At 61.2% G+C, this 22,439-nt stretch carries 24 protein-coding genes; 5 read left to right on the top strand and 19 right to left on the bottom strand.

Going from position 1 to position 22,439, the window contains the following annotated elements; genetic code table 11:
- Window positions 1–9: 9 nt before the first annotated feature.
- The 3 genes from Q1M04_RS02265 to Q1M04_RS02255 form a co-directional block, all read right to left on the bottom strand.
- Window positions 10–1,086, bottom strand: a complete 1,077-nt coding sequence (locus Q1M04_RS02265) for a hypothetical protein (protein WP_297996851.1) — start codon at window positions 1,084–1,086, stop codon at window positions 10–12.
- Window positions 1,083–1,637: an RNA polymerase sigma factor gene (locus Q1M04_RS02260; RefSeq protein WP_297996853.1), complete on the bottom strand. Its 555-nt coding sequence runs from the start codon at window positions 1,635–1,637 to the stop codon at window positions 1,083–1,085. Before Q1M04_RS02260 ends, Q1M04_RS02265 begins: the two co-directional genes overlap by 4 nt.
- A gap of 152 nt (window positions 1,638–1,789) precedes the next feature.
- A complete protein-coding gene (locus tag Q1M04_RS02255) occupies window positions 1,790–2,560 on the bottom strand; it encodes a type III pantothenate kinase (protein WP_297294160.1) in 771 nt (256 codons plus the stop codon).
- A gap of 150 nt (window positions 2,561–2,710) precedes the next feature.
- Between Q1M04_RS02255 and Q1M04_RS02250 the strand changes: the two genes are divergently transcribed.
- Together Q1M04_RS02250 and Q1M04_RS02245 are read left to right on the top strand one after the other, a co-directional pair.
- Entirely contained in the window at window positions 2,711–3,241 is a 531-nt protein-coding gene (locus Q1M04_RS02250) for a methylated-DNA--[protein]-cysteine S-methyltransferase (protein WP_297996855.1), read from the top strand.
- Entirely contained in the window at window positions 3,238–3,573 is a 336-nt protein-coding gene (locus tag Q1M04_RS02245; RefSeq protein WP_297996857.1) for a CPCC family cysteine-rich protein, read from the top strand. Before Q1M04_RS02250 ends, Q1M04_RS02245 begins: the two co-directional genes overlap by 4 nt.
- A gap of 51 nt (window positions 3,574–3,624) precedes the next feature.
- On the opposite strand, the gene spoIVA is transcribed toward Q1M04_RS02245, so the two are convergent.
- A complete protein-coding gene (gene spoIVA, locus Q1M04_RS02240; RefSeq protein ID WP_297996859.1) occupies window positions 3,625–5,100 on the bottom strand; it encodes a stage IV sporulation protein A in 1,476 nt (491 codons plus the stop codon).
- 221 nt (window positions 5,101–5,321) lie between these two features.
- Between spoIVA and Q1M04_RS02235 the strand changes: the two genes are divergently transcribed.
- The 3 genes from Q1M04_RS02235 to Q1M04_RS02225 all read left to right on the top strand — a co-directional run bounded on the left by Q1M04_RS02235 (window position 5,322) and on the right by Q1M04_RS02225 (window position 7,788).
- On the top strand, window positions 5,322–6,221 hold the full coding sequence (locus tag Q1M04_RS02235; RefSeq protein ID WP_366131392.1) for a transporter substrate-binding domain-containing protein: 900 nt from the start codon (window positions 5,322–5,324) through the stop codon (window positions 6,219–6,221).
- Window positions 6,222–6,315: 94 nt separating this feature from the next.
- Window positions 6,316–7,005 (top strand): amino acid ABC transporter permease, encoded by a 690-nt coding sequence (locus Q1M04_RS02230; protein WP_295755133.1) that lies wholly within the window; start codon window positions 6,316–6,318, stop codon window positions 7,003–7,005.
- A 15-nt stretch (window positions 7,006–7,020) separates the two neighbouring features.
- Window positions 7,021–7,788 carry an amino acid ABC transporter ATP-binding protein gene (locus Q1M04_RS02225; protein ID WP_297294164.1) on the top strand — a complete coding sequence of 256 codons (768 nt, stop codon included), beginning with the start codon at window positions 7,021–7,023 and terminating at the stop codon, window positions 7,786–7,788.
- A 70-nt stretch (window positions 7,789–7,858) separates the two neighbouring features.
- Here Q1M04_RS02225 and Q1M04_RS02220 read toward each other — a convergent pair whose 3' ends face one another.
- From Q1M04_RS02220 to Q1M04_RS02150, 15 genes are all read right to left on the bottom strand, one after another.
- Window positions 7,859–9,397 (bottom strand): SPOCS domain-containing protein, encoded by a 1,539-nt coding sequence (locus Q1M04_RS02220; protein WP_297996862.1) that lies wholly within the window; start codon window positions 9,395–9,397, stop codon window positions 7,859–7,861.
- Window positions 9,398–9,559: 162 nt separating this feature from the next.
- Window positions 9,560–9,763 carry a hypothetical protein gene (locus tag Q1M04_RS02215; protein ID WP_204789487.1) on the bottom strand — a complete coding sequence of 68 codons (204 nt, stop codon included), beginning with the start codon at window positions 9,761–9,763 and terminating at the stop codon, window positions 9,560–9,562.
- Window positions 9,764–9,854: 91 nt separating this feature from the next.
- Window positions 9,855–10,736 carry a ribosome small subunit-dependent GTPase A gene (gene rsgA, locus Q1M04_RS02210; RefSeq protein ID WP_297997035.1) on the bottom strand — a complete coding sequence of 294 codons (882 nt, stop codon included), beginning with the start codon at window positions 10,734–10,736 and terminating at the stop codon, window positions 9,855–9,857.
- Between the two features lies 1 nt (window position 10,737).
- Entirely contained in the window at window positions 10,738–12,729 is a 1,992-nt protein-coding gene (gene pknB, locus Q1M04_RS02205; protein ID WP_295755129.1) for a Stk1 family PASTA domain-containing Ser/Thr kinase, read from the bottom strand.
- A gap of 15 nt (window positions 12,730–12,744) precedes the next feature.
- On the bottom strand, window positions 12,745–13,476 hold the full coding sequence (locus Q1M04_RS02200) for a Stp1/IreP family PP2C-type Ser/Thr phosphatase (RefSeq protein WP_293279309.1): 732 nt from the start codon (window positions 13,474–13,476) through the stop codon (window positions 12,745–12,747).
- Window positions 13,473–14,504, bottom strand: coding sequence for a 23S rRNA (adenine(2503)-C(2))-methyltransferase RlmN (rlmN, locus tag Q1M04_RS02195; RefSeq protein ID WP_297996865.1), 1,032 nt, complete (start codon window positions 14,502–14,504; stop codon window positions 13,473–13,475). The genes Q1M04_RS02200 and rlmN overlap by 4 nt, the downstream gene beginning before the upstream one ends.
- A gap of 8 nt (window positions 14,505–14,512) precedes the next feature.
- Window positions 14,513–15,823 (bottom strand): 16S rRNA (cytosine(967)-C(5))-methyltransferase RsmB, encoded by a 1,311-nt coding sequence (gene rsmB / locus Q1M04_RS02190; RefSeq protein WP_297996867.1) that lies wholly within the window; start codon window positions 15,821–15,823, stop codon window positions 14,513–14,515.
- Complete coding sequence (locus Q1M04_RS02185) at window positions 15,820–16,566, bottom strand: zinc metallopeptidase (RefSeq protein WP_297294169.1); 747 nt, start codon at window positions 16,564–16,566, stop codon at window positions 15,820–15,822. The genes rsmB and Q1M04_RS02185 overlap by 4 nt, the downstream gene beginning before the upstream one ends.
- 15 nt (window positions 16,567–16,581) lie before the next feature.
- Window positions 16,582–17,502, bottom strand: a complete 921-nt coding sequence (fmt, locus tag Q1M04_RS02180; protein ID WP_297996869.1) for a methionyl-tRNA formyltransferase — start codon at window positions 17,500–17,502, stop codon at window positions 16,582–16,584.
- Window positions 17,502–18,002 carry a peptide deformylase gene (def, locus tag Q1M04_RS02175; RefSeq protein ID WP_293279301.1) on the bottom strand — a complete coding sequence of 167 codons (501 nt, stop codon included), beginning with the start codon at window positions 18,000–18,002 and terminating at the stop codon, window positions 17,502–17,504. Before def ends, fmt begins: the two co-directional genes overlap by 1 nt.
- A 12-nt stretch (window positions 18,003–18,014) precedes the next feature.
- Window positions 18,015–20,459 carry a primosomal protein N' gene (gene priA / locus Q1M04_RS02170; RefSeq protein ID WP_297996871.1) on the bottom strand — a complete coding sequence of 815 codons (2,445 nt, stop codon included), beginning with the start codon at window positions 20,457–20,459 and terminating at the stop codon, window positions 18,015–18,017.
- A gap of 9 nt (window positions 20,460–20,468) precedes the next feature.
- Window positions 20,469–20,684, bottom strand: coding sequence for a DNA-directed RNA polymerase subunit omega (gene rpoZ / locus Q1M04_RS02165; protein ID WP_204789472.1), 216 nt, complete (start codon window positions 20,682–20,684; stop codon window positions 20,469–20,471).
- Between the two features lie 38 nt (window positions 20,685–20,722).
- The gene (gene gmk / locus Q1M04_RS02160; protein ID WP_293279295.1) at window positions 20,723–21,319 is read right to left on the bottom strand and encodes a guanylate kinase; all 597 of its coding nucleotides are present in this window, start codon (window positions 21,317–21,319) and stop codon (window positions 20,723–20,725) included.
- Complete coding sequence (locus tag Q1M04_RS02155) at window positions 21,316–21,555, bottom strand: DUF370 domain-containing protein (protein WP_293279293.1); 240 nt, start codon at window positions 21,553–21,555, stop codon at window positions 21,316–21,318. The genes gmk and Q1M04_RS02155 overlap by 4 nt, the downstream gene beginning before the upstream one ends.
- Before the next feature lie 2 nt (window positions 21,556–21,557).
- Window positions 21,558–22,439 (bottom strand): YicC/YloC family endoribonuclease, encoded by an 882-nt coding sequence (locus Q1M04_RS02150; protein ID WP_297996873.1) that lies wholly within the window; start codon window positions 22,437–22,439, stop codon window positions 21,558–21,560.

Here is a 22,439-nt window from a genome sequence, read left to right as displayed (position 1 = left end):
GCTTTCAGTTTATTTCTCAATGCCGGACCAGGCCAGCTTCCACTGGCCATCCTGACGGGTCAGTTCCATGGTGAGATAGTTGTAGCTCTCCCCTTCCTCCAGGTTCAGCCGATGCTTTACCGAGACCGTGGCGGAGGCAGGATCTTTGTCATTGTCCAGGGTATAGTCCACAGAGGCAATGGTGACATATTCCCAGACGTTCTCCCCATAGGCGTCCGCATCAGCGTCCTCTGCCAGCAAGTCGGAAACGCCGGAAAGATCGTTGGACAGCAGCGCCGGGAACAGGCGCTCCGCCGTCTCATAAAGGGAGCGCATCCATTCGTGGGCAATCCGGTCTAGAGGGACCACCCGGAAGCTGGAAACCATATCCCGGAACTGCATGCCCATTCCCTCTTCCGCCTCCAGGAAGTAGCGGGCGGTGAGGACAAAGGTCCCCCCCTGTCCGTCGTCCACAAACCAGAGCTCCGCCTGTTCAGAGTTCCAGTCTACGCCCGCACTGGCTCGGAGATAGGGAATCTTTGGCAGCACGGCGCTCTCATCATCCAAAGAGACGGTCTTGTAACGGTCTGCCAGAGCTTCCGCCGCTGTGTTCCTGGCCTCTTCCGGCGAAACTGCGGAAAGGTGGAAAATATCCAGGCCGCATTCCGGAAAATCCTCCGGCAAAGGATTGGTACTTCTAATACTGTAAAGCCCTTTTTCTTCACGGATAGCATATTGCTCCTCGTTGACATAAATGAGAAAATCCACTGCTTCCGCCGATTGGGGCGCGTAGCTCAAAAGGCGCAGGGCTCCAATTTCACTGCCCCCCTCCGGCAGGAAGAAGCGCCAGCCGTCGGGGTCCGGTTTTTCCGTCTCCGGCGGCGGCACTGTGCCGGGCTCCACGGTTGCCGCCGGGGCCCGCGTCGTGCTGGGGGGCGGTGTTGTCCGCGGGAAAATACCGCCCCCCGCAATCAGAACCAGCGCGAGGCAAGCTGCGGCGGCCACGATGTATCCGAGCCCACGGCTTCCCCTGCGCCGCTCACTGCGGGCTATCAACTCCGGGTCCGCCCCGCCGATGGCGAGAAACAGCCGTTCCTGATTCTTCATAGCAAGCCCTCCTTCTCCAAATGACGCCGCAGCTTCTCCCGGCTGCGGAACAGGCTGGTCCGCACGGTAGCCTCCCGCATTCCATAGCGCCGGGCGATGTCCGCCATGGGCTCCGTAAACCAATAGCGCCGCAGGAAAACGCTGCACTCCCGCTCCGGCAGGGTGCGGAGAAAGCGGTTTACCGCTTCCTCCAGTTCCGCCGCCTCCAAGGTCTGGAGGGTGTCTTCCGTTGAGGCGCAGTCCGCCAGCTCGTCCAGGACCAGAGGCAGCTCGCCTCTCCCCCGCTTCTCCGTATGTCCGGCCCGCCAGCGGGTAAGGGCCAGATTCCGGGTGATTTTTCCAAGGAACGGGGCCAGCAGGCCCGGCCGGTTCTCCGGCATGGCGTTCCAGGCGCCCAGCCAAGTGTCGTTTACGCACTCCTCCGCATCCCGGCGGTCCGGCAGGATGTTCCGGGCAATGGCCCGGCAGTAAGCGCCGTATTTCTCCCCAGTCCGCTGGATGGCCTCCGGGTTCCGGGACCAGTACAGATCTATAATGGCATGGTCTTCCATATCCTCTCCCCTTTCATGATTGGTGGAAGGGCCCTTCGTTCATATAGACGGGAAAAACAGGCGGGCGTTCCCTTCAATTTGCGAAAAACCGTCCGCCTGTTGGCGGACGGCGAAAACCTTTGGACAGCAACACATTGAAAATTCTCCTGCCATCAGCTGTTTTTCTGGTAGATGGTCCAAAGCCCGTTCATCAGAAGGAACTTGTCGTAGAGAATCTGGTTCCGGCAGTAGCGCACAATCACAGGGGCGTTTCCCCCGGTGGCGACAACGCTGACCTCCCGGCCCGGGAACTCCTCCCGGATACGGTCGATGATTCCATCCAGCATTCCGGCGGTTCCGTAGACAATGCCGGAGCGCATGCAGTCCTCGGTGTTTTTTCCGATTAACGCCTTGGGATGCTGAAGGGAGATGTCCGGCAGCTGGGCGGCCCGTCGGCTCAGGGCCTCCAGGGAAACGTTGACCCCCGGCAGGAGAAGGCCCCCCTCGTAGGTCCGGCCTTCGGAGATGACCCCGATGGTAGTGGCCGTCCCCATGTCGATGGTGATGATGGGAGGTGTGAATTTCTCCAGCGCCGCCACAGCATCCGCCACGATATCGGCCCCCACCTGGGTCTGGACCGTCAGGCGGATGTTCAAGCCGGTCTTCACGCCGGGGCCGACAACCATGGGCGGCTTGCCCAGAAGGCGGGTGAGGGCCTTTTCCATCATGAAATTCAGCGGAGGGACGACACTGCACAGGATAGCCCCGGTGACATCCTTATAACTGAAATGATACAGGGTAAAGAGGTTCATCAGGTCGATGCTGATCTGGTCCGCGGTCTTCCGGCTGTCCGTGTCCAAAGAGGCCAGAAAGCGAAGGGTTTTGTCCTTGTCGAAAAGGCCCACGGAGGTATTAGAGTTGCCTACATCAATGGCAAGCAGCATGGGAAGCGCTCCTTTCGTTCCGGTTCTTGCACATTTTTTATTATATAGTAGCACGAGTCGGGCCGTCTTGCAAGAGCGGCCAAAAAATGTGCTTGCAGCCATACGTTTGTTCTGGTACAATGAGAGCATCAAGCGAAGGGAGAACGCTCCATGACTTATTTGACGAAGCTGGCTTCCCCCATGGGCCCCCTGTCCCTGGCTTCTGACGGGGACAGCATCCTGGGCCTCTGGCTGGAGGGGCAGAAGTATTTCGCCGCCGGGCTGGAGTCGGAAACCGAAGAGCGGCCGGATCTGCCGGTTTTCCTTCAAGCGTCAGCGTGGCTGGACGCCTATTTTGAAAAGCGGAACCTCCCTCCCCTGCCGCCCCTGGCTCCCAAGGGAAGCGCGTTCCGGCAGAGGGTGTGGAAGCTGCTGCTGGAAATTCCCCTTGGAGAGACTGCTACCTATGGAGGCTTGACAGAGAAGTTAAAAGCCTCCGGCATCCCCGCCTCTCCTCAGGCGGTGGGCGGCGCTGTGGGGCATAACCCCATCTCGATTATCATTCCCTGCCATCGGGTGGTGGGGGCGGACGGCAGTTTGACGGGTTACGCCGGAGGCGTGAAGAAAAAGCGCTTTCTCCTGGAACTGGAGGGCGTCGATTTATCCCGGCTTTACACGCCGAAAAGAGGGACGGCGCTGTGAGGGAAAAGCGGATGTTCCTTCCAACGGCGGTCCACGAACGGGCCCCCGCTCCAAGCCAAATGCCGCCGGAACCGCCGCCCGTGCCGGGAAAATTCCCCTGTCCCTGCTGCGGCTGCAAAACCTTCCCCGTTCCCAAGGAGGACGCCCTCGCCTATATCTGCCCGGTGTGCCTCTGGGAAAACGACGTGTTTGATCCCGGCGAGGACCAGCCCAGTGATGAAAACCGCGGTATGACCTTGGCGGAAGGCCGGGAGGCTTACAAGAAGCTTGGTGCCGTCCGGGAGGAATTTTTGAAATACGCGCGGAAGCCCCTGCCGGAGGAGCTTCCATAAGCAGAAAAACGGGCATGGTTTTCCATGCCCGTTTTTGTTATAATTATAGGGTTATAGGATAATGCAGATAAGCCCCCCGCTGCCCTCGTTGATGATGCGGGTCAGGGTCTCCTGAAGCTTCTTCCGGGCGTCGTCCGGCATCCGTTTCAGCTTGCCCTGGAGGTCGTCGCTGACCAGTTCATGGAAGCTCCGGCCAAAGATGTTGGACTGCCAAATCTTGCTGGTGTCCCCCTCGAACTCCTGGAGCAGGTAGTTTACCATGTCCTCGGACTGCTTTTCGTTCCCCACGATGGGCGATACCGCCGTCTCAATGTCCGCCCGGATCATGTGGATGCTGGGGGCGCTGGCTTTCAGCTTCACGCCGTAGCGGCCTCCCTGCTTCATGATTTCCGGCTCTTCCAGCTTCAGCTCGTCGATGCTGGGCACCACGATGCCATAGCCCGTTTCCTTCACATCCCGCAGGGCCCCGGCTACCTTGTCGTACTCCGCCTTTACCGCCGCCAGGCGGGTCAACAGGCTCATCAAATCCCCGTCGTCCCCCACCTCAAAGCCGGACTGCTCCGACAAGGTGTGATAGAACAGTTCCCGGGGCAGGCTCAGGCTGGCCGCCGCCACGCCGGTGCCCAAGTCAATGGAGGTAATTTTCGCCTCGCTGATGTTCTCGCAGGCCCCCAGGGCGGAGATGACGCCCTCCACCTCCCGGATGTGCTGAAGCTGGGAGGTTCCCTGGCGCACCGCGTCGTAGAGGCTGGCTTTGATGGGGTGATCCGTCGGCAGGGCGTCCACCCAAGGGGGCAGGAACAGGTCCAGCTCCTGCATGGGGAACTCGTAGAGGACGGCCCGCAAGATATCCGCCACGTCCTCCTCCCCCAGGTCCAGGCAGTTTACCGGGACGCAGTTCACCTCATAGCGGCTGCTGATATCCCGGGCAATGGCCTCCGCCCGGTCGCTTTTGGGGTCCACGGAGTTCAGCAGGACGATGAAGGGCTTTCCCAGCTCCTGGAGCTCCCGGACCACCCGCTCCTCCGCCTCCAGGTAGTCCTCCCGGGGAATGTCGGAGACGGTGCCGTCGGTGGTGATGACAATCCCGATGGTGGAGTGCTCCGAGATCACCTTCCGGGTGCCGATTTCCGCCGCCTCCGTCATGGGAATCTCGTAATCGTACCAGGGAGTGGTCACCATCCGGGGGGCGTCGTCCTCAAACTGGCCGATGGCCCCCCGTACCATGTAGCCTACGCAGTCGATGAGCCGCACGGAGAAGGACGCGCCGTCGGGCAGCTGCACCTGGGCCGCCTCCTCCGGGACGAACTTGGGCTCCGCCGTCATGATGGTCCGGCCGGAACCGCTCTGGGGCAGCTCATCCCGGGCCCGCTCCTTGCGGTATACATTTTCAATGTTGGGAATTACCTGGGTTTCCATGAAGCGCTTGATGAAGGTGGACTTGCCGGTCCGCACCGGGCCCACCACGCCGATGTAGATATCCCCCGCCGTGCGGGTGGCGATATTCTGATAAATGGTCGTGTTCATAGCATCCCGTCCTTTTTCCGCTCCATATTCATGTTCCAATCTATGCCCGTCCGGCGGAAAGTATGACGGCCCGTCTTGTTTTGGAGAAAACACACAAGGAAGTTTCGCCTCTGGCTGGGCTGATTTGGTCGAAATCACGCTTTACAGGTGTTCTTTAATATGGTAAACTGCTAGCGTATTAAACGAACAGGCTTGCCTGTTCCATTTTGGAGGATGAAAGCATGATGAAAAGCAAGAAGTTTTGGGCCCTCCTGCTGGCCCTTGCCATGGTCCTGAGCCTGGCCGCCTGCGGCGGCAAGGACGCAAGCTCCGATAAAAGCGGAGATGCCGGACCCTCAGCGGCCGCTCCTGAGGACCAGACCTCCGGCGGCGCCGGAGACGAGCAAAAGGACTCTGACAGCGATCTGGCCTATGTCCAGAACAAAGGAACCCTGGTGGTGGGCATGACGGACTTCGCCCCCATGGACTACCGGGACGCCAACGGCAATTGGATTGGCTTTGACGCCGACATGGCCTCCGCTTTCGCCGAGAGCCTGGGCGTCAAGGTGGAGTTCCAGGAAATCACCTGGGATTACAAGGTCATGGAGCTGGATGCCAAGAGCATCGACTGTGTCTGGAACGGCATGACCTTAAATGACGAGGTCAAAGCGGCCATGGACACCGGAAACGCCTACTGCCTCAACGCCCAGGTGCTGGTGGTCCCCGCCGATAAGGCCGCGGATTTTGAAAGCCTGACCAGCCTGGAGGGCCTGAACGTGGCCGTGGAATCCGGTTCCGCCGGTGAGGACGCCGCCGAGGCCCTGGGCGCTTCCACCACCGCCGTGGCGAAGCAAGCCGACGCGCTGATGGAGGTTTCCGCCGGTACGGCCGACGCCGCCGTCATTGACCTTCTGATGGCCGGAGCCATGATCGGTGAGGGAACCAACTACGCGAACCTGACCTATACCGTCAACCTGAACACCGCCCAGGGCCTGGAGTCCGAGGAGTACGGCGTGGGCTTCCGCAAGGGGTCCGATCTGGTGGCCGCGTGGAATGACTTCTGGTCCGCCGCCATTGCCGACGGTTCCGTCCTGGAAACCGGCACCACTTATGGCGTACAGGAGTCCCTGATTTTAGAGTAAGTCCTTCCTGATTTCCATCCGCAAAGGCAGAGAGGTTCCCTCTCTGCCTTTGGACGGTTTTCCTCCCCTAAATTTCCAATGAGAGGACGATTCCATGCTTTCCTTTTTTAGCTCCACCGAATTTCTGACAGTTGTAACCGCCTTGAATACCGGCTTTATCAAAACCCTCCAGCTTTTTTTCGTCACGCTGGTGGGGGCGGTTCCCCTGGGGCTGGTCATCTCCTTCGGCTCCATGAGCCGTATTCCCCCCCTGCGCTGGCTGACGAAAACCATAGTCTGGATGATCCGGGGCACGCCTCTGGTCCTCCAGATCATCGCTCTCTACTATGTGCCCGGCTTGAAGGGCTTCCACATCTGGAGCGGAGGCGAGTCCGGGCGGTTTACCGCCGTGGCGGTGGCCTTTGTCATCAACTACGCGTGCTATTTCTCGGAGATTTACCGGGGCGGCATCCAGGGCGTGCCCGTGGGACAGCAGGAGGCCGGGCTGGTGCTGGGTATGACGAAGCGGCAGATTTTCTTTAAGATCACGCTGCTGCAAATGGTCAAGCGCATCGTCCCCCCCATGTCCAACGAGATTATCACCCTGGTCAAGGATACCTCCCTGGCCCGGGTCGTGGCCCTGCAGGAGGTCATCTGGATGGGCGAATCCTTCATGAAGGGCAACCAGGGCTACGCGGGACTGGTGTGGCCGCTGTTTTTTACGGCGGTGTACTACCTTGTGTTCAGCGGCGTGGCGACCATCCTCCTGGGGAAACTGGAAAAGAAACTGGAATATTTCCGTTGAGAGGAGTTGACGGCGATGGCGATTTTAGAGGTCCAACACATTGAAAAGCACTTCGGGGACACCCAGGTCCTCAGCGATATCAGTTTTTCTCTGGAGGAGGGGCAGGCCCTTTCCATCATCGGCTCTTCCGGCTCCGGCAAGACGACCCTGCTCCGCTGCCTGAATTTCCTGGAGCGGCCGGATCATGGCTCTATTGCCGTGAAGGGCGGCGTTATCTTTGACGCGGCGGACCCCTCCACACAAGCGGAGAAGGACATCCGCCAGAAGCGGCTTCACTTCGGCTTGGTGTTTCAGAATTTCAACCTCTTTCCTCAGTACACGGCATTGCAGAACGTCACGCTGGCCCGGGAACTGCTGGTCAAGGAACGGGGCGGCGAGAGCAAGGAGGAGATCATAAAAGCGGGCCGGGAGCTGCTGGCTCAGATGGGCCTGGCGGATCGGGCGGACCACTACCCCCACCAGCTTTCCGGCGGACAGCAGCAGCGGGTGGCTATTGCCCGGGCGCTGGCCCTCCACCCGGACATCCTCTGCTTTGACGAGCCCACCTCCGCTCTGGACCCGGAGCTCACCGGGGAGGTGCTGCGGGTTATCCGCTCCCTGGCGGAACAAAAAACCACGATGATCATCGTCACCCATGAGATGGCCTTTGCCCGGGACGTGGCGGACCAGGTGATCTTTATGGACGGCGGCATCATCGTGGAGCAGGGCGACCCCAGGGAGGTCATCGATCATCCGAAGGAGGAGCGGACGAAGCAGTTCCTCTCCCGGTATGCAAACGGTTGAATTTTCATTTGGATAAGGGGAGCAAGATTACAGTAAAAAGGAGTGCGGGAGGATTCTCCCGCACTCCTTTTTAAGCTCTTTTTCTGGGAATCAGCAGCATCTGGTCCTGGGGAATCTCCCCTTCCTCCTCCAGCTGGTTGGCGGAGAGGATGGCGGCGATGGTGGTGTTATATTTCTTCGCCAAATCCCAGGCGCTTTCCTGCCGCCCGATGCACCGCAGAACCAGAGAAGGCGCGCCGCCCAGGTCCTTGGTATTCTCCGTGTCCAGTTTCGCGGCGGAGACGCATACTTTTTTCACCCTGGCCGCCGCCTCTACGTGGAAGTCCACCGGGAAGCGGACCTCGATCCCCCGGTCGCCCAGAGTGCCCTGGACCTCCTCGGAGCAGATGGCCCGGGCGGTGACGCGGCAGTCCTCCGGCAGTTCCAGCTGACAACCGGCGTCGATGCTCCGCTCCGCCACCAGGGGCACGCCGCCTTCATCTAAATACATGGCCCGGACCGTCACGCCGGCCCGAAGAACCGCCATGCCTCCCTCCCGGCTGACGGACACCGTGCCGCACTTTGCCGACAGGGCCAGGATGGACTCGGCTACCACGCCGATTTCCAATACCTCCCGCAGGGTCTGGCGGCGGGTCAGGTTCTCGCAGAAGCTGGTGATGCTCAGCGGCGCGGCCTCATAGGTCATATCATAGGCGGTGGAATACAGGTCGCTGAGCAGGGTCAGCTCCTGCTCCTCCCGCAGCAGGGCCGTGGCATGGAGATACAGCGTCACGGCAATCTGGCGGCCCTCCGGGTCGTCGCCGTCGATTTGCAGGTCCGTACCCGTCAGCTGTAATTGCAGGCTGGCGGCAGAACCTTCCACGGCTCCCTCCACCTCCATAATCTGAGAAAAAGGCAGCTCCGAGGCGGCGGAGCTGCAGCCGCCGTTGTTGTCCCGGTAGAGCAGGCTGATGGAGAACACTCCCTTGAAAATCAGCTTGCTCCCCACAATTTTTGTCTCTGTGACGGTGCTGGAAACCTGACTGGTCAGCAGCTCCGCCGCCCCCTCCCGGCCTGGAGAGAGGTTCATCTCCTCGGTAAAGGTAAAGTCCTTCTCCGCAATGTGGGTCAAAAGAATGGCGTGCTGGTTCTCCTGGCGTTTTTCCACCTGGAGCCCCGGTTCCGCTTCCGTGTCGGCGCAGAAGACCAAGGGCTTGCGTTGGAAACCGGTTATATGGGTCACCAGCTTGCAGTGGGTAAAAATTTTCCGGGGGTTCAGCATCCGGGCCTCCAGAAATTCCGTCTCCGTCTCCGCCGTCAGGTGCTGGCAGCCCGGCAGGGCCCGGCCGTCGCTCTCGGCGGTGAAGGGGATGGCAAATTCCAGGGTGCGGACGCCGCTCTCCCCGTCGGGGGTATAGAGCACCGTGACCCGGACGGTGCCGGAGAGCTCCGCCTTTCCGTCCCGCAGCTCACGGCTGTGGAGGTAAACCTTCCCGTCCGTCTCGATGATGCGGGCAATATCGGGGCAGTAGTCCGGCACGATGGTCTCCGCCGTCTCCTCCTGGGTGAGGGTCAGCTCTCCGCCCGTGTCGTAGGCGTCCAAAGACACTTTTTTCAAATCCAGTTCCATGAAGAACTCCTTCCTTTCCCGGCAGGCATAGAATCCATGTCCTACTCTATGCGCCGCCGGGGCGGGATATGTTTCAGACCTTGAAAATCTTCTTCAGAATGCCCCGGAGCATTTTGGGGGACTTCCAAACGACGATATTCATATGACGCCTCCTCTCCATTCTCAACGCCGGCAGCAGGCGCAGCCGCAGCCGATCAGCAGAAACGCGACCAGGAACATCAGCACGCCCACCGGAAACACCACGGAAATCAAAATTCCCGCACCCAGGGCCACAGCGAAAAGACCCAGCAGGCGGATGCCTCCTCCGCCTCCGTTTCCGCAGCCCCCCATTCCAAAGCCGCCAAAGCTCCCGTTTCCACAGTTCATTGCGTCACGCCTCCTTTCCTTCCTCTCCAGTATATACGCGGAGGCTGTCCAGCGTGAAAAACGCCGCCCCAAAAATGGAGGCGGCGTTTTCTCACTTTTTCTCCTGCCAATCCCGCAGGGGCTTCAGCTCCTCGTAGAGGCGGAGGTAGCTGTCGTGGCGGCTCTTTTGCAGCTTCCCCTGCCGGAGCGCTTCCAGCACGGCGCAGCCCTTCTCCCGGGTGTGGCTGCATCCCACAAAGCGGCACTGGTCCAGATACGGGGCGAACTCCAGAAAGGTCTCCGGCAGGCGGCGCTTTAACGCAAAGTCCAGTTCCTCGGCGTCAAAGGAGGAAAAGCCGGGGGTATCCACCACCTCCGCCCCGCAGGAGAGACGGTGCAGTTCCACATGGCGGGTGGTGTGCCGCCCCCGGCCCAGGGCCGTGCTGACCTCCCCCACCTGGAGGTGAAAATCCGGGTCCAGCGTGTTCAAAATGCTGGATTTCCCTACGCCGGAGTTTCCTGTAAAGGCAGATAACTTTCCGGCTATCAGCCCCTTCAAATCCTCGACGCCTTCCCCGGTTTCCGCGCTGACCCGCAGGGTTGGGAAGCCGGAAGCCCGGTATATCTCATAGAGACGGTCCGCCGGGTCCAGGTCGCACTTGTTCAGCACCACCGCCACAGCGCAATCCTTCAGCGCGGCAATGGCGGCTACCCGGTCAATGAGAAAGGGATCTGTCTTGGGGATAGCGGCGGAGGCGATAACCACCAGCTGGTCGATGTTGGCCACAGCGGGCCGGGCAAACGCGTTCCGCCGGGGCAGGATTGTTTCCACAAACCCTTCCCCATTGCCCAGCTCCCGGACCTCCACCCGGTCCCCCACCAGGGGGGAAATCCCTTCTTTGCGGAATTTCCCCCTGGCCCGGCAAGTCAAAACCGTTTCTCCGGTGTCCACATAATAGAAGCCGCTGAGGGCCTTTTGAATCCGTCCCGTCATACTATTCAAATGTTATTTCCTGGGTCTGATCCTGGGCAAGCACAGTGTCAAAATAGACCTTGATGGTCTGCGTGCCGGAGCCTTTGAGAGTCACATTGGCTGTCATATCAGAGCAACGTACCCGTTCGTCATACTGCGGATTTTCTTCATCGCCCACGTAAACCTGTACCAGGACCGTCGTACCTCCATCCTGGGGCAGCGGGATTCCGATGGTTATTTCTTTGACGGTGATTCCCTTGCTGACTTTGAATTGAATGGTGTCCCCCTCTTCCACAGTGGTAAGAGGTTCCAGACTCTGCCAGATGACGCTGTTGGGCTCAGCCTCGCTTTCCACATATTCAATATCGCCCTCGCCGCAGACCAGGTGCAGGGAGTCGAGCAGGGTCCGCAGTACCTGGTCGATCTGCATGCCGACAAAGTTGGAAACGACCACCGGCTTTTGTTCCGTCCCCTTGCTGACGATCAGGCGGACGATGTCGCCGTCTTTCAGTTCCTCGCCCTCGGCAGGGATACTGCGAATGATAAAGCCCTCCGTGATCTCGTCGTTGAACTCCATTTCGGCCTCGTCGGCCATGATTTCCAGGTTGTATTTCGTCTTTAGGTCTTTCAGAATTACATTTGCCTGGGCCACGGTCTTATTGGTCACGTCCAGCATCTCTCCCGTGTCCTCCCCGGCGCTGACCCAGACCTCGATGGTCAGGTTGTCGCCCTTGCGGTGGCTTCCTTCTGTGGGATTCTGCCGGACGATGACCCCTTCCGGGTACTCGTCATTGAACTCGCTGCCCTTTTCCTCCAGGATGAAGACGTCCTTCACCTCCGCCAGGTTGGCGGCCTGCTCCGGCGTGTAACCCACCACCGAGGGCACCACATAGGTCTGGGGCTCCTGGGTCTGCTGCCGGATGGAATCCGTGACCATGTTAAACAGCACATAGACCAGCGCCAGGGCCAGCACCACCGTGATGCCCACCAGCACCTTCACCCCGGCGCCCCCCCCCCGGCGGGGCGGCTCATAGTCGTCGTCATAATCCCGGAAGCGCTCCCGGACCCGCTCCGGCTCCCGGTTTTTCGGCGTGGGATGAAGGGTCCGGTCATAGGTGCGGATGGGCTGAGTGGGCTCCGCCGGCTCCTCCGGCCGGAGATCCATCATGGTAAAGTCCAGGTTAATGTTGGGGTTCTTCCGGAAATCCTCCAGGTCGGCGATCATGGCGTCGGCGGAGGCGTAACGGCGGCTCAGGTCCGGGGTCATGGCCTTCATGCAGATGAGCTCCAGCTGCTGGGGGATCTCCGCGTTCAGCTCCCGGGGCGCCAGGGGCACGGAGCTGAGGTGCTGGATGGCCACGGACACGGCGGAATCCCCCTCGAAGGGCAGCCGCCCGGTGAGCATCTCATACATAACCACGCCGGAAGAATAGATGTCGCTGCGGGCGTCGGTCCGCTCCCCTCTCGCCTGTTCCGGCGAAATGTAGTGAACGGAGCCCAAGGCCTCCTGGGTCAGAGTCTGTGCGGAGTTTTCCAGGCAGGCGATGCCGAAATCGGCCACCTTCACGCTGCCGTCCCGGAGGACCATCACGTTCTGGGGCTTGATGTCCCGGTGGACAATGCCCCGGCTGTGGGCGTGGCTGAGGCCTCGCATGATTTGGGTGATGAAGTGCAGGGATTCCCGCCAGTTCAGCTGGCCCCGCTTCTCCATATATTGCTTTAATGTGATGCCGTCGATGAGCTCCATAACGATATATTCCGTGTCCCCTCCCCGGCTCACGTCGTAGACCGACACGATGTTGGGGTGGGACAACTGGGCCACGGCCTGGGACTCCGCGTTAAACCGGCGGCGGAAGTCCTCGTCCTGGGCCAGATCGCTTTTTAATATTTTTAACGCCACAAGGCGGTTGAGCCGGTGGCATTTCGCCTTGTAGACTACCGCCATGCCTCCGGTGCCGATGCGCTCCAGAATTTCATAGCGGTTGTCCAGCATTTTTCCAATGTACTGATCCATGCAGCTCCTCCTTCCTTACAGCTTCTTCGCCAGGACGACGGTGACATTGTCCGACGCGCCCCGGCTCTTGGAGATGGCCAGCAGCCGTTCCATACAGGTGTTCGTATCGCCGTGAAGGACCTCCCGCATAATCTCCTCGTCCGTGACCGTATTCACCAGCCCGTCGGTACACAGCAGGAGGAAGTCCCCCGGCAGGAGCTGGCAGGTGTAGCAGTCGCACTCCGGATCGATATCCGGGCCCAGCGCACGGGTGATGAGGTTCCGGTTGGGGTGGCGGCGGGCCTCCTCGGCGGTGATGTCCCCCCGCTCCACCATGTGCTCCACCAGGGAGTGATCCCGGGTCACCTGGTGGATGCGCTGCTTATTGATATGATACGCCCGGCTGTCCCCCACATTGGCGATGACCACGCCCCCGTCGAAGGAAACGGCGGAGACCAGGGTAGTCCCCATGCTGTGATACTCCTCCGAGGTCCGGGCGGCCTCCCGCACGGCGCGGTTCGCCAGGGCCACCGCCACCACGGAGATCTCCCGGAGCCGGTCCGGCTTGGCCTCCTGCGAGAGGCGCTTTTCCATCTCCGCGGAAAAGGTGTCCACGGCGATGCGGCTGGCCAGCTGTCCGCCGGCGGCCCCGCCCATCCCGTCGCAGACCACGCAGATCGTGTGTCCAAAAGCCGTCTTCACCGCGTAGGCGTCCTGATTCTCTTTACGGACGAGGCCGGTGTCGGTCATGCTCCATAGATTCATCATTGGGAATCCTCCCCTTTCTCTGCCTTCCTGCGGAGTTGTCCGCAGGCGGCGTCTATATCTCCACCCAGGCTCCGCCGCACGGTGGCGGTTAAGCCGTGAGATTCCAGGCGTTTTTGAAACGCCGCCGTCCGGCGGGAGGGCCGGAAGGGGCTTTCCGTCACGTCGTTCAGCGGAATCAGGTTCACATGGCCGGGCATCCCCCGCAGCCGCTTGGCGATGAGGTCCGCCTGCCAGTCCTGGTCGTTCACGCCGTCGATCATGGCGTACTCAAAGGAGATCCGCCGCCCGGTCTTCTGGAAATACGCATGACAGGCGGCAAACAGCTCCTCCACGTCATAGGCCCGGTTAACGGGCATGAGCCTGGACCGGGTTTCCCGGTCCGGCGCGTGGAGGGATACGGATAAGGTCAGCTGCAAACCCAGCTCCGCCAGGCGGCGGATGCCGGGCAGGACGCCGCAGGTGGACAGGGAGATGTGCCGCATCCCAATGTTCAACCCGTCGGGGCAGTTGACGATCTCCAGGAATTTCAGCACGGCGTCCAGGTTGTCCATGGGCTCTCCGATGCCCATCAGCACAATGTTGGAAATGGGAGCCCCGGAGTCCTTCTGGGTGAAGATCACTTGGTCCAGCATCTCCCCCGGGGTCAAGTCCCGGACCTTTCCCGCAATGGTGGACGCGCAGAAGGCGCAGCCCATCCGGCAGCCCACTTGGGAGGAGATGCAGACGGTATTCCCATGGTGATAGCGCATCAGCACGGACTCGATGCAGTTGCCGTCCGCCAGTTCCCACAGGTATTTGATGGTGCCGTCCTTGGCGGAGGCCTGTTTCCGGGCCGCCGTTGGAACGCTTAGGCTACAGGTTTCCGCCAGACGCTCCCGCAGGGACCGGGGCAGATTGGACATCTCGTCAAAGGAGGCCGTGCCCCGGCTCAACCAGGAGAAAACCTGCTTTCCCCGGAAGGCGGGCTCCCCCAGTCCCTGGAGGAAGTCCCTCAGCTCCGGGAGGGTCATGGATTTGATATCGGTCATGGTTCGCCTCAAACGCGCCGCGTCATGCGGCAGATGTAAAAGCCGTCGGTGTCGTGGAGGTGGGGCCAGAGGGTAATCTGCCCTTCCACCTGCCCAATGGGCTCCGGCAGAAGAAACCTTTCCCGGGAAAACTCCGGATGGGTCCCCAGGAACGCATCCGCCACTTCCTCGTTCTCCTCCGGCAGGATGGTACAGGTGGAGTAAAGCAAGGTTCCGCCGGGGCGGACATAACGGGCGGCGTTTTCCAGAATGGCGTTTTGGATCATCGGCAGGGTGAAGAGGTCGTCCGCCTTTTTCCGGCGGATATCCGGCTTCTTGCGGAGGATGCCCAGGCCGGAGCAGGGAGCATCCACCAGCACCAGATCAAAACCGTCCCGCCATTCCTCCCGAAAGACCCGCCCGTCGGCGGCCTCCGTGCGGATGGAGGTCAGTCCCAGCCGGGCCGCGCCCTCCCGGATGCGCTTCAGCTTATTCTCGTGGAGATCGCAGGAGATGATTTCTCCCCGGTCCCCCATGGCAATGGCGGCGGCAAAGGATTTTCCGCCGGGGGCGGCGCACACGTCCAGCACCCGGCCTTTGGGCCCCGCCGCCAGCACCGCCAAGCGGGCCGCCGGGTCTTGAATGTAAATCATGCCGTCCCGGAACGCCTGGAGACGCTCCAGGTCCCCCGTGCCTTGCAGCAGCAGACAGTCCGGAAGCCACGGGTGCGGCTCCGCCCGGACGCCCTCAGCCTCTAAGGCATGTACCGCTTCCTCCGTGGAACAGCGGAGGGTGTTGACCTGGGCGGCGGCGGGAGGCTGGCGGTTGCTGTTGGTTAAAAACGCCTCCGTTCCCTCCCGGCCCAGCAGGGCCAGCAGCCGCTTCACCAGCCATTTCGGGTGGCTGTAACGGATAGAGAGGTATTTGGCCTCATCCCGGTCCGGGATGGCGGGCAGAGCCTCCTTCTCCCGGCAGAGCCGCCGGAGGACGGCGTTGACCAAGCCCGCCGCCGCTTCCCTTCCCGCGTCCTTGGCCAGCTCCACCGACGTGTGAACGGCGGCGTTGTCCGGCACCCGGTCCAGAAAGAGAATCTGATAGGCCCCGATCCGCAGAATATCCGCCAGGGGCGGCTGGAGGTGGTCCAGCTTCTGGGAGCAGAAGCCGGAGAGGTAAAAGTCCAGCAGCGTCTCGTTCTGGATGACGCCGTAGACAATCCGGCTGCACAGCCCCGCGTCGGCGGGCGAAAGCCCCTTTAGATGCGATCCCAGCGCCGCGTCCGCCCAGGCCCCCCGCACGCGGCAGGCGGTCAGGACGGCCAGCGCTTCCCCACGGGCGCTCATCCCCGGCCTCCGCCCCGGCGGCTGTCACGCCCGCCGTTCCGGCCCAGGAAGATGAGCACATACCGCAGCAGCTGCAAAGCAGACATCAGCAGCGCCGCCACATAGGTCAGCGCCGCCGCCCGGAGGACCTTCCGGGCTCCGGTCAGCTCCTCATGGTCCAGCAAATTCCGGCCCTCAATGGTCTCCAAAGCCCGACGGGAGGCGTTGAACTCCACCGGCAGGGTCACCAGCTGGAAAAACGTCGTCAGGGAAAACAGCAGGATTCCCACCAAAAACAGGCTCTGGCTGTAGAACAGCAGCCCGATGAGCAGCAGGATCATGGAACAGCGGGAACCCAGATTCGTCACAGGCACAATGGCGCTCCGCAGACGAACCGGAGCGTAGCCCACGGCGTACTGGACAGCGTGGCCCGCCTCGTGGGCCGCCACACCCACCGCCGCCACGGTGGCGGAGGAGTACACGGCTTGAGAGAGATAGATGGTATTGTCCCGGGGGTCGTAGTGGTCCGTCAGCTTGCCCCGGGTGGAGGTGATGGTTACATCGTAAACCCCGTTGGCCCGGAGCACCGCCTCCGCCGCCTGGGCGCCGGTGAGGCGGCGGCGGTTGGAGACCCGGCTGTACTTATCGAAGCTGCCGCTGACCTGGACCTGGGCCCAGAGGGACAGGATCATCACCGGGATCAGCAGAAGGAAATAGATGTTGTTGGCCAGGAAGTCTCCGTAGCCACCATAATAATAAGGCATAAGCACCCTCGAATTTTAGCGTTGAATGGGATGTCCCAATAAATAAGCCCCGGCGGACATGCGCTTGCCGCCTTTGGCCTGGAGCTCCGTCACCCGGAGGATCTTCCCGTCGCCGCAGGCGAGGTCTATCCCCTGCTTCCCCGCCGCCGTCACCGTGCCGGGGCGGGCCGAAGTTTCCTCTCCGGTTTCCTGCACGGCGTAGAGCTTCATCTCCTCGCCGCTGATGACGTCCGTCGCCGCGCAGGGCCAGGGAATCAGGCCCCGGACCTGGCAGCTGATTTCATGGGCGGAGCGGGTCCAGTCCACGGGGGACAGCTCCTTCCCCAGCATGGGGGCGTAGGTGTGTTTTTTGTGGTCCTGGGGAATACGCGCGGCAGTCCCATCCCCAAGGGCTTTGACAGTCTCGGAGAGGGCCTCCGCCCCCAGCTCCGCCAGGCGCCGGGTGAGCTCCTGGGCGTCCTCCGTCTCGCCGATGGAGGTGGACCTTTGCAGGATGACGTCCCCCGCGTCCAGCTCCTTGGCCATATACATGATGGAGACGCCGGTCTCCGTCTCCCCGTTCAGCACCGCCCAGTTGATGGGCGCCGCCCCCCGGTACTTGGGCAGCAGGGACGAGTGGACGTTGATGGAGCCCAGGGGCGGCACGTTCAAAATGTCTTCCGGAAGCAGCTTTCCATAGGCCGCTACCACAATCAGCTCCGGCTTCAGGGAGCGCACCAGTTCCAAACTCTCGGAATTCCGCAGCGCTGCGGGCTGATAAACCGCCAATTTATTTGTGAGGGCATATTCCTTTACAGGCGTTGGTGCGAGCTTGTGCCCTCGATTTTTCGGCTTGTCCGGCTGGGTCAGAACGCCGCAAATCTCGTGTCCGTCCTCCACAAGACGGCGGAGAGAAGCTACGGCAAAGTCCGGCGTGCCCATGAAGAGAATGCGCATCAGTCCGCCCCCTCTTCCTGGCTGAAATACTCCTCCACTTCCTCATCTGTCAAGAAGCGGTCAATATGCTCCGTGTAAAGGTGACCATCCAAATGTTCCAGCTCGTGGCAGTAGCAGCGGGCCGTCAGGCCCTCCCCCTCCACTTCAAACCACTTTCCGTCCCGGTCCTGAGCACGGACCCGCACGTAATTGGGCCGGGTTACCAGCCCCCATTTGCCGGGAACGCTGAGGCAGCCCTCTGGGCCGGTCTGTTCTCCGCTCTGTGCAATGATGGACGGATTGATGAGTTCGATGTATTCCTCCGTGTCGTCGTCCATCACCACACAGGCCCGGCGGAGAACGCCCACTTGCGGAGCCGCCAGTCCCGCGCCCCCTGCCTCGGAGAGTGTATCCAGCAAATCATCCATCAGCAGATGCAGGCGGCGGTTAAATTCTGTTACCGGACGGCACACCTTATTCAGGCAGTCCTCACCCTGCACCACAATTTTGCGTAATGCCATTCTTTGAACCTCCTAGTCCGCGGCATTGCATTCCGCGAAAATGTTAAATCCCCGGTTTGCGCTGTTTCCGGCAAAGGTCCGCAGCAACCCGCCGATTTCCTCCCGGGTTTCTTTGTCATTTTTGCCCATCAGCAGGATACGGTAGCGGTAACGGTTGTTGACCTTTAAAACCGGAGCCGGGGCAGGGCCCAGCACTTCGCCGTCCCCAAACCTCCTCCGCAGCGCGTCCCGGACGCCGATGGCCGTCCGGAGCACCGATCCTTCTTCCACGCCGGAGACCGTAAGGGTGAAGAGATCGGCGAAAGGCGGAAGGCGGCGGAGCTTCCGCATATGAATCTCGCTCTCGTAAAAACGGTCGTAGTCCTGCCGGGCGGCGCATTGAATCACACCATTTCCCGGCGTGTAAGTCTGGATGACTGCCCGGCCGCATTTATTTCCCCGGCCCGCCCGGCCTACCACCTGGGTCAGCAGGGCAAAGGTCCGTTCCGCCGCCCGGTAATTCTCCACATACAAGGAAAGGTCGGCGGCCAAAACCCCCACGAGGGTCACATTCTCAAAATCCAGCCCCTTGGCTACCATCTGGGTGCCCAGCAAAATGGGAATGCGTTCCTTCTCGAAGCGCCGCAGCAGCTTTCCGTGGCCCTCCGCCGTGGTATCCGCGTCCATCCGCAGAATTCCCGCGCCGGGAAACAAGCCCGCCAGCTCCTCTTCTACCTTCTGGGTGCCCGCTCCCACCCGCTTCATGATGCCGCCGCAAACCGGACAGGCGTCAAAGCTCCTCTGGGAGTGTCCGCAGTGGTGGCACATCAGCCGTCCGTTGGCGGAGTGATAGGTCAGAGGCGCGCTGCACCGGGGACACTCCGGCACATGGCCGCACTCCCCGCAAAGCAGCATCCTGCTGCTGCCCCGGCGGTTCAAAAAGAGGATGCTCTGCTCTCCCCTTTCCAGGTTTTGTTCCAGCTCCCGCCGGAGGTCCGCCCCAATGAGGCCGGGATTCCCGGCCTTGATCTCCTGGCGGAGATCGGCGATAAGAACTTGAGGGAGACTCTGCTCATTATACCGGCGGCGAAGCAGCTCTTTGTGATACTGCCCCGCCTCCGCCGCCCAGGCCGTCTCAATGGACGGCGTAGCGGAGCCCAGAAGCAGCAGAGCCTTATCCCGGGCGCAGAGATATTTGGCAACGTCCCGTGTATGATACCGGGGCGGATTTTCCGATAGATAACTGCCCTCCTGCTCCTCGTCCAAAATAACAACGCCTAGATTTTGCAAGGGGGCGAAAATGGCGGAGCGGGTACCCAGCACCACCTTGACCTCTCCCCGGCGGATGCGCTTCCATTGGTCATAGCGCTCCGTCATGCGAAGGCCGCTGTGAAGCATTGCCGCGCCGTCTCCAAAATAAGAAGAGAATTTCCCCATCATCTGTGGCGTCAGCACAATTTCCGGCACCAGGACAATGGCGGTTCTTCCTTTGGACAGTATCTCCTGGACCAGCCGCAAATAGACCTGGGTTTTTCCGCTTCCGGTCACGCCCTGCAAAAGCGCGCCGGAGGCCCGGCCTGCCTCCGCCAGTCCGAGGAGCCGCTCAAAAGCCGTCTGCTGTTCCTCATTCAGCACGATGGGAGGTCCCGGTTCCGTGTTTCCCGGCAGGAAGACCCGCAGCTCTTCCGCCTCGGAAAAGGCCAGCAGCCCCGCCTTCTCCATTTCCCGCAAGGTTCTTGCGGAAGCGCCGGTAAAGTAGGTAATTTCCGCACAGGCCGTCTTTCCGTTTGCGGCCAGCAGCTTCACCACCTCATAACGGGCGGGAGAGGAATGCTTCTTTGCCTCCGTCAGGGCCAGGGCCTCTTCGGCACTGAGGGCCAGCTCCGCCATCCGGCGGGTCTTGTCCCCTACCTTCTGCTTTGCCGCCGTCTCATGCCAGACCACTCCCGCCTTCTCCAGAGCCCGGAGCGCCGGAAGAATGTCGTCCCCGCAGACTTCCCGCAAATCCTCCAGCCCGGCGGAACCGCCGGAGCGCTCCAGCGCATCCAGAATCTCCACCCCCCGGCGGATCCCCCCGGCGGCGGCTTTGGCCGTCTCCGGGTCCAGTTCCGCCTGTATGCGCCAGATCTCTTGAAGGCGGTACCAAAGCCCCGCAGGCAGAATGGTCCGGATCGCCTCGGACAAGGTGCAGAAATACCGCTGCCGCATCCAAAGGGCCAAGGCCAATCCGTCTCCGTCCAGTACCGGCTCCCGGTCCAACACGGCGGAAAGGGCCTTCAGGCCCTGGACCTTCTTTCCCTCGCCCCTGGCAAGAATCATGCCCTCCGACAGTTTGTTTCCCCGACCAAAGGGTACGGTCACCCGGACGCCGGGGACCGCCGAATCCTTCAGCTCCGCCGGAACCAGATAGTCATAGGGTTTGTCGATGTGATAAGGCGCGGCACTGACCGCCACTTTTACGATGGGTGAGGTCTCCATCCGGCGGCGTTACGCCTCTTCAGCGGCCGTGTCAGCGTCGCCGGAGGTGAGTTTGCCGTCAGCCACCTCGTGGATTGCCAGAGTCACCGGCTTTTCATCCAGGTGAAGCCCGGTCATCTCGGCTTCTTCCGCAATCTGGCGGGCCCGGCGGGCCACCACGTTTACCAGCATATAACGGTTGGGGATATAAGAATTGAGCTTGCTCATGGCGGGATACAGCATCATAGTCAATTGACTTCCTTTCCTGTTGCAGTTTATGGCAATTACTTACCGCTGATGATCTCCATACGCTCCTGGGGACGGCAGTGCTCGGCGGTCATAATGGCCTCCAGCTCCCGCACCGCGTTTTCCACGGAATCGTTGATGACAAAGTAATCATAGGTATGCGCCGTCTGAAACTCCACCTTGGCCCGGACCAGCCGCTTTTGGATTTTCTCCTGGCTGTCCGTCCCCCGTGAGCTGAGCCGGCGTTCCAGCTCCGCCCAACTGGGCGGGGCGATGAAAATGCGGATTGTCTCCGGCCGCTTGGCTGCGATTTGAATCGCGCCCTGAATCTCAATGTCTAAAATCACGTCCTTCCCCTGCTCCATGGCCTCGTCCACAAAGCGCTTCGGCGTGCCGTAGAAGTTTCCCACATACTCGGCATACTCTAAAAATTGATCTTCCGCAATCCACTGCTGAAAGGTTTCCACATCCAGAAAGTGGTAGTGGACGCCGTCCGTCTCACCCTCCCGGGCAGGGCGGGTGGTGGCGGACACGGAGAAATACAGGTCGTCCCTCTTGCTCAAAAGCGCCTGGAGCACCGTACTCTTCCCCACGCCGGATGGTCCTGACACGATGAACGTCTTTCCCTTTTTCATGCTTCCTCCTCTTCCCCCGCGCCGAATTTTTCCGGCGGCAGGGCTGACAAAATCACATGGTCGCTGTCCATGATGAAAATGGACGCGGTTTTCCGCCCATAGGTGGCGTCGATGAGCATCCCCCGTTCCCGGCTCTCCTGGGTCATGCGGCGAATGGGGGCGGAATCCGGGCCCACAATGGCCACCACCCGCTCTCGGGAGACCATGCTCCCAAAACCGATATTGATGAACTCCATACTCACTCCACGTTCTGCACCTGTTCCCGCATCTTCTCCACTTCGGCTTTCAGGTTCACCACCACTTGGGCGATGGACACGTCGCCGCATTTGGACCCGATGGTATTGGCCTCCCGGTTGACCTCCTGGATGAGGAAGTCCATCTTCCGCCCCATGGGCTCCGTGGATTCCAGCATCGTCTGAAGCTGCGCCGCGTGACTCCGTAAACGGACGGTCTCCTCATCCACCGCCACCTTATCGGCGTAAATTGCCGCCTCGGTGAGAATGCGCTGAGGGTCGATGGAAGCGCTTTGCAGCACCTCCTGCATCCGGGCGGTGAGCTTGGCGCGGTACTCCGCCACTGTCTCCGGGGAGCGGGCCTCCACCTGCCCCGTATACGCTTCAATGGCTCTCAGGCGGTTCCCAATGTCCTCCGCCAGCCGGGCGCCCTCCACGCCCCGCATCTCGTTGAACGCGGCCAAGGCCGCGTCCAGCACGGCGCAGAGGTCGGCGCTGACGGTTTCAAGGTCCTCATCCGCCTTGGTGACGGACAGCACGTCCGGAAACCGGGCCAGGACCTCCGGCGTCGCCTTATACGCCGCGGGGCCACAGATCTCCGCCAGCTCATTCAAGGCGGCGGCATACTGCCCCGCCAGCTCCCGGTTGACCGTTACCTGCGTCACATCGGCGGCGGAGGCGTCTACGGTGACGAACACATCCACCTTTCCCCGGGAGACCGCCTTCTGGACCCGCGCCTTCAGCGCGTCCTCGGCAAAGATATACAGTCGGGGCATCTTCACCGTACAGTCCAAATAGCGGTTATTAACCGCCCGGACCTCTACCGTGATATCCCGACTGTTCCTCGTCTCTCTGGCCCGGCCATAGCCGGTCATGCTCTTAATCAT

The organism is uncultured Oscillibacter sp. (assembly GCF_950073225.1).
Taxonomy (GTDB): domain Bacteria; phylum Bacillota; class Clostridia; order Oscillospirales; family Oscillospiraceae; genus Oscillibacter.
Note: the sequence above shows the minus strand (reverse complement) of the source record. Positions and strands in the feature narration are given on the sequence as shown.

What these genes read in the sequence shown, in the direction of transcription:
- Q1M04_RS02265 (WP_297996851.1), bottom strand. Translation starts at nt 1,086, where the DNA reads ATGAAGAATCAGGAACGGCTGTTTCTCGCCATCGGCGGGGCGGACCCG.
- Q1M04_RS02260 (WP_297996853.1), bottom strand. Translation starts at nt 1,637, where the DNA reads ATGGAAGACCATGCCATTATAGATCTGTACTGGTCCCGGAACCCGGAG.
- Q1M04_RS02255 (WP_297294160.1), bottom strand. Translation starts at nt 2,560, where the DNA reads ATGCTGCTTGCCATTGATGTAGGCAACTCTAATACCTCCGTGGGCCTT.
- Q1M04_RS02250 (WP_297996855.1), top strand. Translation starts at nt 2,711, where the DNA reads ATGACTTATTTGACGAAGCTGGCTTCCCCCATGGGCCCCCTGTCCCTG.
- spoIVA (WP_297996859.1), bottom strand. Translation starts at nt 5,100, where the DNA reads ATGAACACGACCATTTATCAGAATATCGCCACCCGCACGGCGGGGGAT.
- Q1M04_RS02235 (WP_366131392.1), top strand. Translation starts at nt 5,322, where the DNA reads ATGATGAAAAGCAAGAAGTTTTGGGCCCTCCTGCTGGCCCTTGCCATG.
- Q1M04_RS02230 (WP_295755133.1), top strand. Translation starts at nt 6,316, where the DNA reads ATGCTTTCCTTTTTTAGCTCCACCGAATTTCTGACAGTTGTAACCGCC.
- Q1M04_RS02225 (WP_297294164.1), top strand. Translation starts at nt 7,021, where the DNA reads ATGGCGATTTTAGAGGTCCAACACATTGAAAAGCACTTCGGGGACACC.
- Q1M04_RS02220 (WP_297996862.1), bottom strand. Translation starts at nt 9,397, where the DNA reads ATGGAACTGGATTTGAAAAAAGTGTCTTTGGACGCCTACGACACGGGC.
- Q1M04_RS02215 (WP_204789487.1), bottom strand. Translation starts at nt 9,763, where the DNA reads ATGAACTGTGGAAACGGGAGCTTTGGCGGCTTTGGAATGGGGGGCTGC.
- rsgA (WP_297997035.1), bottom strand. Translation starts at nt 10,736, where the DNA reads ATGACGGGACGGATTCAAAAGGCCCTCAGCGGCTTCTATTATGTGGAC.
- pknB (WP_295755129.1), bottom strand. Translation starts at nt 12,729, where the DNA reads ATGGATCAGTACATTGGAAAAATGCTGGACAACCGCTATGAAATTCTG.
- Q1M04_RS02200 (WP_293279309.1), bottom strand. Translation starts at nt 13,476, where the DNA reads ATGATGAATCTATGGAGCATGACCGACACCGGCCTCGTCCGTAAAGAG.
- rlmN (WP_297996865.1), bottom strand. Translation starts at nt 14,504, where the DNA reads ATGACCGATATCAAATCCATGACCCTCCCGGAGCTGAGGGACTTCCTC.
- rsmB (WP_297996867.1), bottom strand. Translation starts at nt 15,823, where the DNA reads ATGAGCGCCCGTGGGGAAGCGCTGGCCGTCCTGACCGCCTGCCGCGTG.
- Q1M04_RS02185 (WP_297294169.1), bottom strand. Translation starts at nt 16,566, where the DNA reads ATGCCTTATTATTATGGTGGCTACGGAGACTTCCTGGCCAACAACATC.
- fmt (WP_297996869.1), bottom strand. Translation starts at nt 17,502, where the DNA reads ATGCGCATTCTCTTCATGGGCACGCCGGACTTTGCCGTAGCTTCTCTC.
- def (WP_293279301.1), bottom strand. Translation starts at nt 18,002, where the DNA reads ATGGCATTACGCAAAATTGTGGTGCAGGGTGAGGACTGCCTGAATAAG.
- priA (WP_297996871.1), bottom strand. Translation starts at nt 20,459, where the DNA reads ATGGAGACCTCACCCATCGTAAAAGTGGCGGTCAGTGCCGCGCCTTAT.
- rpoZ (WP_204789472.1), bottom strand. Translation starts at nt 20,684, where the DNA reads ATGATGCTGTATCCCGCCATGAGCAAGCTCAATTCTTATATCCCCAAC.
- gmk (WP_293279295.1), bottom strand. Translation starts at nt 21,319, where the DNA reads ATGAAAAAGGGAAAGACGTTCATCGTGTCAGGACCATCCGGCGTGGGG.
- Q1M04_RS02155 (WP_293279293.1), bottom strand. Translation starts at nt 21,555, where the DNA reads ATGGAGTTCATCAATATCGGTTTTGGGAGCATGGTCTCCCGAGAGCGG.
- Q1M04_RS02150 (WP_297996873.1), bottom strand. Translation starts at nt 22,439, where the DNA reads ATGATTAAGAGCATGACCGGCTATGGCCGGGCCAGAGAGACGAGGAAC.